Source organism: Streptomyces albospinus (assembly GCF_014648695.1).
GTDB lineage: Bacteria > Actinomycetota > Actinomycetes > Streptomycetales > Streptomycetaceae > Streptomyces > Streptomyces albospinus.
Genome location: NZ_BMRP01000096.1, coordinates 1 through 8807 on the forward strand (window position 1 = coordinate 1; position 8807 = coordinate 8807).

At 62.8% G+C, this 8807-nt stretch carries 4 protein-coding genes; 1 reads left to right on the plus strand and 3 read right to left on the minus strand.

What is annotated here, in order from left to right:
* Positions 1–206: 206 nt before the first annotated feature.
* Entirely contained in the window at positions 207–1655 is a 1449-nt protein-coding gene (locus tag IEZ17_RS40755; protein ID WP_268249900.1) for an SAV_2336 N-terminal domain-related protein, read from the minus strand.
* A 44-nt stretch (positions 1656–1699) separates the two neighbouring features.
* Positions 1700–3145, minus strand: a complete 1446-nt coding sequence (locus tag IEZ17_RS40760; protein WP_189308687.1) for a VMAP-C domain-containing protein — start codon at positions 3143–3145, stop codon at positions 1700–1702.
* Positions 3146–3389: 244 nt separating this feature from the next.
* On the opposite strand from IEZ17_RS40760, the gene IEZ17_RS40765 reads away from it, so the two are divergent.
* A complete protein-coding gene (locus IEZ17_RS40765; protein ID WP_189308688.1) occupies positions 3390–3761 on the plus strand; it encodes a hypothetical protein in 372 nt (123 codons plus the stop codon).
* 16 nt (positions 3762–3777) lie between these two features.
* Here the strand turns inward: IEZ17_RS40765 and IEZ17_RS40770 are convergent, their stop codons facing one another.
* Positions 3778–8736, minus strand: coding sequence for a hypothetical protein (locus IEZ17_RS40770; protein WP_189308689.1), 4959 nt, complete (start codon positions 8734–8736; stop codon positions 3778–3780).
* Positions 8737–8807 lie beyond the last annotated feature (71 nt).

The window sequence follows — 8807 nt, forward strand, 5'->3', positions numbered from 1 at the left end:
CGAAAGCCCACCTGCAACACGTACTCACGGCCATCGCCGTGAACATCGAACGCCTCAGCGGTCAGTCAGTGACCGAGGAAACTTCTTCATCAAGACCGCCGACCGCCTTCCAGACCTTCCTGGACCAGCGGGAGATTCCCCGGCCGAAGTCCTGGCGAACCCTCGGCAGCTGAGCCCGACCATCCAAGATCCCCGACAGAGTCAAGTTAGGGATTGGCCGCTGCGACCCGTCGTCGGTCGGTTTCGAACTCGTCGATCTTTGTACGTAGCCGTTCTGCTGCTTCGCGGTGAGGTGTGGAGGCGCCTGAGAGGGCGGTGAGCACGGCGCACTCGACGCGGAGGTAGGGGAGCGTCTCGGACGTGATGCTGGGAGGGAAGACTGTGGCAGGGTTTTTGACTCGTTGGGTGATTCCGCGGACGGTTGGCACATGTGGGCTCAGGTAATGGTCGAGGAGGGTGACGACGCGTCGGGTTTTCGTGGATTCCCCGAGGGACAGTAGTTTTTCTCGCACGCCGGGGGTGAAGTCGAATACCACCTGGTCGTGCGGGTCGCTGTGTTCCGCACCGTTCTCCACGGTGATGAGCAGTCCGCTGGTTAGGACGGCTGCCAGGTCGCCGGGGCTTGCAGCGGGCAGGAGTTCAGCGGCAACGAGCTGCATGATGTGGCGGTTGAGCGGGGCGGCGGCCAGGAGCACGGCGAGGCTGAAGGCGTTCTCAGAGGCTGCGGTGCGGAACGCTGCGATGCTCTGTTCAGGAGCGGCAACGGCATCTGGTGCAGGGCTGGGGGCGGGCACCAACCCAGCAGCTGCCGAGGGCGGCGGAATCTCCAGCACCTGCTGGTGCACCAACAGCCTGGATGTCATCAGCCGAACCCATTGGTCCAGCCATCGTTTCCGAATTTCCAGCACCGGAACCAAAACCTTGTGCCGGTCTTGCTCCAACCCTGTACTCTCCCCGTTTGGCTGTGCCGTCTCGGGCGGCGCCACCTCCAGAGCGCTGTTGGGGCATCCCGGCTCTCGAGTGCGCAGTTGGTGAGGCCGGGCGTGAATGCCCGACAGGTACCAGTCGTGGTGGGGGAGTACGTGCAGGATGGCCACAGTGTGGTTCTGGGCCCACGCACGAAGATCGTCCCAGATCAGTCCACGCTTCCATGCAGCGCCGACAGCATCAGTGATGATGAAGATCGTCTTTTGGCGATGGGGCGGTGCAGGGTGACCGAGTCCGAGTTTGTTTACCGCGGGACGGTCAAGTAGGTCTGGGTGTGTTGACGAGGGCTGGCTGCGTAGTTTGACGATATGGACGTCGTTGAAAATCGGCAGCTCGCAGGCACACGCGGCGAAAGCGTTGACGGTCGGGTACCAGGCGGACATCGATAGGCCGGTGTCGACCACGAGGATCAGCTCGCGCACCGGAAGGTCTGATGTCGGCGGGCAGACCGGCCCGGGTGCCGAGGGTATGGCATACGCATCCGGGGTCGGTTTGCAGAAATCCGCTAGCTCCGGGTGCAGTTGACTAAGTGCATAGAGGGCGCTGACCGACGCTTCAGCGGCAGGGAGAGGCAGGGAGGATGGCCATCCTTCCGGTGCTGGTGCGAAGATCTTCTGGGAGGCAGCGAGGTGCCCCGGAACGCACAGTTGGGAAGGCGTGATGGGCATTGCGGGGGTGGCGGTGATGAGCCATGTCGCTGCCTCGGGCGTACTCACAGGGTGGGAACCTCATCAGGAGCGACGAGCGGCTTGAGGACTGGCAGTGGACGGTCGGGGTCATCCCACAGCAGAGTCACCTCACGCAGGAGCTCTGCCTCGTCGCCCAACGGTCCCGGTGACAGATGGATTTCGCCGATCCTGCTCGGAAGGTCTTTGAGCGGGCCGCGGTGGATGAAGTTCTGAACGGATTCACGAAAAGGCTTGGAGCAATTCTGGCGGTGCCACAAGATCGCTGGGACACCGGAGCGAATCGCCTCCATGAGCTCTTTGCGGCCGTCTTCCACGTCAGGAGGTGAGCTGAGCACAAGCGGTTCGCCAGGCTGCCGTTCGTCGTCTGCCACATCACGGCGGCCGGTGCAGGGCGTCGAGACATCCTCGCGCATCAGCCGTGTCCAGTGTCTGCGCCAGGAGGAATGGGAGTCGGGCGATTGCAACCGGTCAAGACTGCGTACCAGCACGCGACAGTCCCACTCGACATCCGGCTCACTTGCCGGCTGGCACCATTCCCACACGGGCTGGTTCACCAATGCCAGCGGCAGCCAGAACTCGACCGTCAGATCTGTGCGTTGGCTGGCGATAAGAGCGTGGCGAAGCTTGTTCGAGACAGCCCGGGCAATATCTGGATGGCGCACCCGTGTGTCGTCGTCCCGCAGCGGAGGACCGTCGTATTCGTCGTGCCACACCCGCAGGACGTAATAGTCGCTCTCCAAGCCATCCGGCATCAGCACGAACATCACCCGGCGGCCAGTGGCGTCAGGCAACTGCACGGAGGTGGCCCGCACTCTGCACTCTCGCAGTAAAGGCACCAGCCCGGATGCCTCTGCGTGGTTGAGCGTCCAGCTGCGGATCTGCTCACCAATGCTGTCATCGACCGCGGCCGCCAGGTACTCAAGAAAGGCCATGAAGGGCGGCAGCCCGTTGGGCAAGGCATTACGTCGCAACAGATGGAGCAGAATGCTCCACGCATGAGTGCAGTGAAGCGGCAAGGGGGCAGCCAGCGGCTGCAGCGAGGCCTGAGCAATGATGTGAACATCGTCGGGCGAGGCTTGGCTTAACAGCCCCTCCAGCGCGCACAGCTCCCCTTCGGGCAGCCACGTCCGCGCTGACCAGCGGTCGCACAACAGCCGCATCCGCTGCGTGGTGCGCAGGTCCCCGGTCAAAGTGCCGACGGCATCCGCCAGCACGTCGGCGCCCTCCGCAAGGGCGGTGCACTGCGCCACCAGCTGGGAGAACTGGTCAAGGGAGCGGACCTGGGCATCAGGCTCACTGAGCGGGTCATCCAGGGACCGGGCGAGCATCCGGACCAGAGCGCGACGCCCCGAGAGTGAGGCAAGGCGTGGTGAGCTGGACAAGACGTCCACCATCGCCTGCTGCAGAGATACCGGTGCAGCGCCCCCGCTTCCTGGACCGTTCGGCCGATCTGACTCAGCTGCGATCATGGCAATCCCCCCAAGGACCCGTCGAACATGCCGGCACCGACGCCGGCTGCCTGACTCCCTTGCCATGACTGTCCAACAGCAGACACCGGTAGGCCAAGGAGAAAATGAGATGAGTTTGCGAGCTTGACATCTGCCACATCTTGCTGAATGCGCCCCCGCACCGCCTCTGGCCGGAGACAATACGACGATGGGGGATGCAAGCGCATGGGCAGCATGGGTGGCGGCCGCGACAAGCCTGGCCACCTTGATCGTGACGACGGTAATCGGCGGTCGCCGCGAACGCCGCAAGTGGGCGCGCGAGTCGCTCACTGACGCTTTCGTCGCCTTCCTCGAAGCCAGCTGGGCGCACTCCGACGTCGTCCGCTATACCCCCGACGAGCAGCCCCTCAACGTCGATACAGCTCAAGCGTTCTACGCCGAGATGCGCAGCCAGCTGACCCGGCTGCGCCTGCTTGCCTCGGAAGCGGTGCTGGAGGCCGGCGAGGATCTTCTGCGGTGCCAGCGCGCAGCCCAGGAGGCCCAGCCGGGCCCTGCGCGGCAGGAAGCTCTGATCACCGCGGCCCGCAGCCGTCGCCTTGTGGTGGCTGCTGCCAAGCGGGAGATGGGGCTGCCTTAGCTCGGGTTTCTTCCGTTCACCGCACATAGCGCCCCAGTCTGGTTTCCGTGCTGTCGCGAATTTGCGTCAGCACGGCCCGTGTCGATGCCGGAAGCTTCCCCGTCTCCAGCTCTCGCCCGGTCCACCGTGCGATGCTGTGAAAGCAGGCTTCGCCTAAACGGTCCCTCGGACCGGGCAGCCAGTAGTTGACGATGTTGCGGGCGGCTGCGGACAGTACTCGATCTTCCGGAGATAAAGCGGACAACAAGTCCTGCCAATGGCCCCAGTAGCCAAGACCGACCAGACGGGCCCGCTCCAGGCTGGGATGCAGTGAGTCGGTCTCGTGCGCCATTCTGTGCAGTGCCTGCTCCGCTGTCTCTGCCTCCAGCATCAGGTCCTCCAGCAATGCCAGACTTCCGAGGTAACCGATGGCCGTAGTGGCGTGCGCTGCCAGTGACACCCGCACCAGACCATGTTCACCGTGTGAATGGGTAATGATCGTGCTGATGTTGTGCTCATTCGCAGCAACCTCATGGACGAACGGCAGAGCCTCGTACAATCCTGCGCTCGCTGCAAGCATCACGAACTGATGAGCAGCTACCCCTTCCGGGCTCTTCGGCTGCAACGAGCACAACTGCTCCCTCACCGGAGGTGTGAGGATCATAGGCTGGACGAACGGCGCGTCAAGCAACACATCGACACTGCCGAGCAAGGCGGTCAACGTGGGGGAGTCGATGCCCTGCTCGTCGACGAACAACGCCGTTTCCGCACGCAGCGGCAGAAAGCGGCGCCACGTCGTGCACCACGGCCAGTGCACTGCCTGCTGCTCTAGGCCGTGCTCCATCAGCGCTTCTTGCACTCGGAGTGCCAGCCGCAGCCCCAAGTCCTGGTCGAGGGTCCCCGCTGCGGATATCAAGCAGGAGACAGGGTCGATGAATTCCCCTGTGAGTGTGGCCAGAACAGGCTCCAGCAGTCGCTCCAGCATCCCCTGATCGCCAGGCGACAGACAGTGGACGAACGCCGCCACGATCGACAGCCTCTTTGCTGACGCCTGGGCACCGACCTCTTCCAGCAGCGGCGCACCCAAGACACGGCCATCCGACAGCAGGCGATGCGCCGCGATCACCGCCAGATGTTCATTGGGCTGCGTGAGCAGGTCTTTCCAGCCATCAGGCCCTGCACCGAACATCTTCCGGTCGAGCAGCGCGCCGGCCAAGACATTCTGGGGAGAGTCGGCTTGTACAGTTCTGGCAGCTTGGTCGAGCATCTCCCGCCAGTCCGGGCACTCAGCCAGGCCGGCTCGAAAACGGTAGGCGAGCAGCGACTCGATATCGCCCTCGGCGGCCAGCCGCTTCAGCAAGAACAGACGCTTTTCATTGAGTTCTTTCGCTGTAGCGGTTGCCGCCGTGACGCCCAGCTCCCTGTCGATCTCGGACAACTGCCTTGTGCATGCCTGGGCGTAGACAGCGCGCAATGCCCTGTTCGGGAGCACCCCCAACTGCGCGAGCGTGTCCCATGTCTGGGAAATCACCTCCCAGGAGGCACCGGACTGCTCGAGCCGGGACCAGGCATGCCCTGCCAGGCTCGTCAGCCCCGCGGCCTGAATGCTGCGCAGAGCCCGGACGACAACGGAGTCGTCCACGCTCACCCCAGGTGCTGGATCAAGCAGGTGACACAGGACCTCCTGCAAGGTGGACGTTGCGTCCGGAACGAACCACTGGTGCATCATCACCAAGCCGTCCAGAGCCGCCTTCACCGCCTGCGGAGCGCTGCTTTCATCGAGCGCCACCTGATACAGGACATCCATGGCCGACGGTGCACCGTATTTGGCCAAGGCATAAGCCGACTGCCTCCATGCCGGCCCGCCACTCGCCTCCGAACGCAGCACCGCACACTGAGCCTCTAAAAACGCCTGCCGCACATGCGGCACAGCGTCCTCAGGGGCTGCCTGCAAGAGCAGCGCTCCGTACCAGGGATTCGCTTCTACCGCGGTGCGCAGTACAGCGGCGACTGTGTCCTCGTCCGCGTGAGGGTCAGCGACCAGGAAGAGAGCCGCATCCCGCCATCCGAATCTCCGGATACGATCAGTCACCGATGACGGATCGTCTTGCGCATCTTCCAACAGGACAGACGCTGCACAAAGCGCCTGCACCAGAGGGTTGCAGAAGGTGATCCGCGAAGCATCCTGCTGCACAGCAGTTGTGGACAGCAGCGTCTGCAGATCCTGCTCTGCGTCCTGACGCGCCGGGTCTCCGACGACTTGAACGGCCTCCTCGCGACTCAGAGCCCCGGAGTCCCCGAGCTTGCTCACCAGCTTGTTCAACATCTGCTTCTGCTGAGCGACCGGGATGGCATACTCGCCCGACTTCAACATGCGCTCCAGGTACTTGTAGACCAAGATTCCCGGATTCGAAGAGACCTCACCGGTATCAACGAAGTGCCTCACCAGCATCTTCAAAAACAGTGGCCGGCCGGCGAGGTCCCGTAACGCCACAGCCGCCGGGTCTTTGAAGAGGAGCACCTCCAGCTGAGCAATTTTCTCCTGCCACATGGCAGAGTGTTTCTTGCGCAACTCATCAGCGATGAAGGTGCGCGCATGCCGCTCCCGCACCTTGTGCAGCACGACGGCCGGCCACCCGAAGACCTCAGGCCGATAATCGCAGCCGCGCTGACACACCACGATGCGCACCTGCGGATGCTTGAAGTGAAGATCCTTGAGCCAAGCCGTCACACTCCGGCGATACCGGAGCTCAACTTTGTGCAGGTCATCGACGGTCAGGTGAACGGCCCCCATCTCCAAGAGGCGTTCCAACCGGTGTTCGGTCACCTCATCCGGAAGCTGGATCAGGCCACGAAGGATCTTGGAGAGCGTCAGTTCAGACGCCGCGTGCAGCTCAATGCTCAGCTGTACCGCGCTGACGGACAACGGAAGACAACACGGGGTGCCAGCGATCTTAGCTGGATCTGCGTTCTTGGAGAACGCGTTCAGCATGCGCATTTTCAGCTCGCGGGCCACCACGCTCTTCCCCGACCCCGAGTCAGCCACCAGCACGACGACATCATGCTGCATCAGGAGACTTAAGCAGCTCTTGGGAGCGACGGTCAAAGCCCCCTCACCCTGCTGTACGTACGACTCCCCTGGAGCCAGTACACGTCCCTCAAGGGGGATATAGGTGAAGTCACGATAGTGCTGAGAGCTGTCGAACTCCTTGTCTCTGCAGTGACGTTGCAGTTCCTCGAACGCCGGCGCCAGCGGACCGCTGAACAGACGCTCTGCCACCCGCCTTGCCGCCGAGCCGTCCTCCCGAGGCCGATCAATACCTCCAGCCACCAAGGCGGCCGTCAGCAGATCAGCGGACGCCCAGCTGAGCTCATCCGACTGCCCCAGAAGCATCTCGCGAGCAACCTGTGCCTGCCTGGCGGGCCATTGGTCGAAGAAGTTCCTGAACCCGGGCGCGAGACACTCTGAGGCCACCCCGGCAACCGCGGTGGATGCACCGACCTGGTCCTCGGACTGCTCAGAGGAATCCCACTTGAACGTGCGACAGGCCGCCAAGACCAGGTGCTGAAAGTACTGCCTGGGCCATGCCTTCCGGTCCTCGGCCGGCACAGTCTTCCAAATACCCTGCCGGAGAGCCCAAAGGAGCGCCAGACAACGGCTCAGTTCAGGCGCGTCCCTGGAGGCCGATTCCACCAAAAATGCGGCAGCTGAGGCTACCGCGTCAGTCCCCCAGAGGGGAGTGGCAACGGTGAGCAACGCTAAGTACCGCTGCAGCCTGACAAGGTCGGCCCAGGACAGTAAGGGAGATATGCAGTCGCGGAGAATGCATACCTCCATCCAAGCGAGGTCGGCGAGCAAATAACCGTCCGATTCAAAGGACGCAAAATCGATCAGATACGGGTTCTTGTCGCAGAACATGATGTTGCGGGGATTGAGATCGCCATGCACGTTCGATCTCGTCCGCGCTCCGGCGGAGGCTGAAAGGACGCTGAGCAGCGCCTTCATGGGGTGCCCCACCGTTACCCCGTCGTACTTCAGCAAACCTTCCGTCTCGGTGAAATCCCCCTTCGCCACCATGCAGACGGAAAAAAGGTCCGACCAGCGCTGTGACCGGGTGTACTGAACCGTCCCGTACACATCCACGGGCCGCCTGCCGACCAGCTCGGCCACGTCAGTCCGGTCACCGGCTTCACCAGCCAGTTCGACGTGCACCCGAAGGGTGTTGAATTGGCCCGACACCACCGCCCCGTCTACCGCGGCCTTGTTCAACATCAGGCGGACCTTGTCCCCCTTGACCAGACTCCGGCCTGCCCCCGGAGGCGCGGTGGACGCCTGCAAGAGCGCGGTAGACGTCACCGCAGGCTTCTCGAGGTCCTTCGCGCCGGGATTTCCGTCTATGAGCCGAACAGGACCTTGGCCCTGAGCGTCGATCTCATCGACCTTCAGCACCACATTGGGACCAAGACTCCAGTTCTCCTCACTCAGGAGCTGTTCCGACGCCGAGGCGGCACTCCTGTAAAGCTTGTTCTTGAGCGTACTCATCATCGCGGAAAGGGTCGCCACGCCCTGATCCGTCGTGTCTGGATCCTCGATGGCTTCGACCATCAAATCTTCCAGCGACCGAAGAGTCCCTTCGGTATTCTGATCACGGTCGCGCACGTGCGCATAAACCACCACGTGCCGCTTGAAGTCCACGGCATACTGCCTGTCGATCACAGACCGACTCACTGCCACGATCGGCACGTAAAGAGTAGCGTCGTGCTTTCTCGCCAAAGCGGTGAAGGCTGTCCACTCCTTCACGGCCTCGTCGTAGCTCATCAGCTTCGCGACCTGAAGAAAGCTGGAAGCCTTCTTTACGCTGACCTCAATCTCCAGGACTTCCGAACCGCTACGCCCGCCAGCAAGCCTCCGCAGCACCGTGACCGTGTGGACGTCCGCAGGCCAGCACTCCTTCGGTGGAGTGCTGACCCCTTCGATGACGAGGTCGTTCTCCAAGGCGACATCGCAGAGAGCATCTACGATGTACCCCCGATCATCAAGATCAATATCGCACATGGGAGCGAACT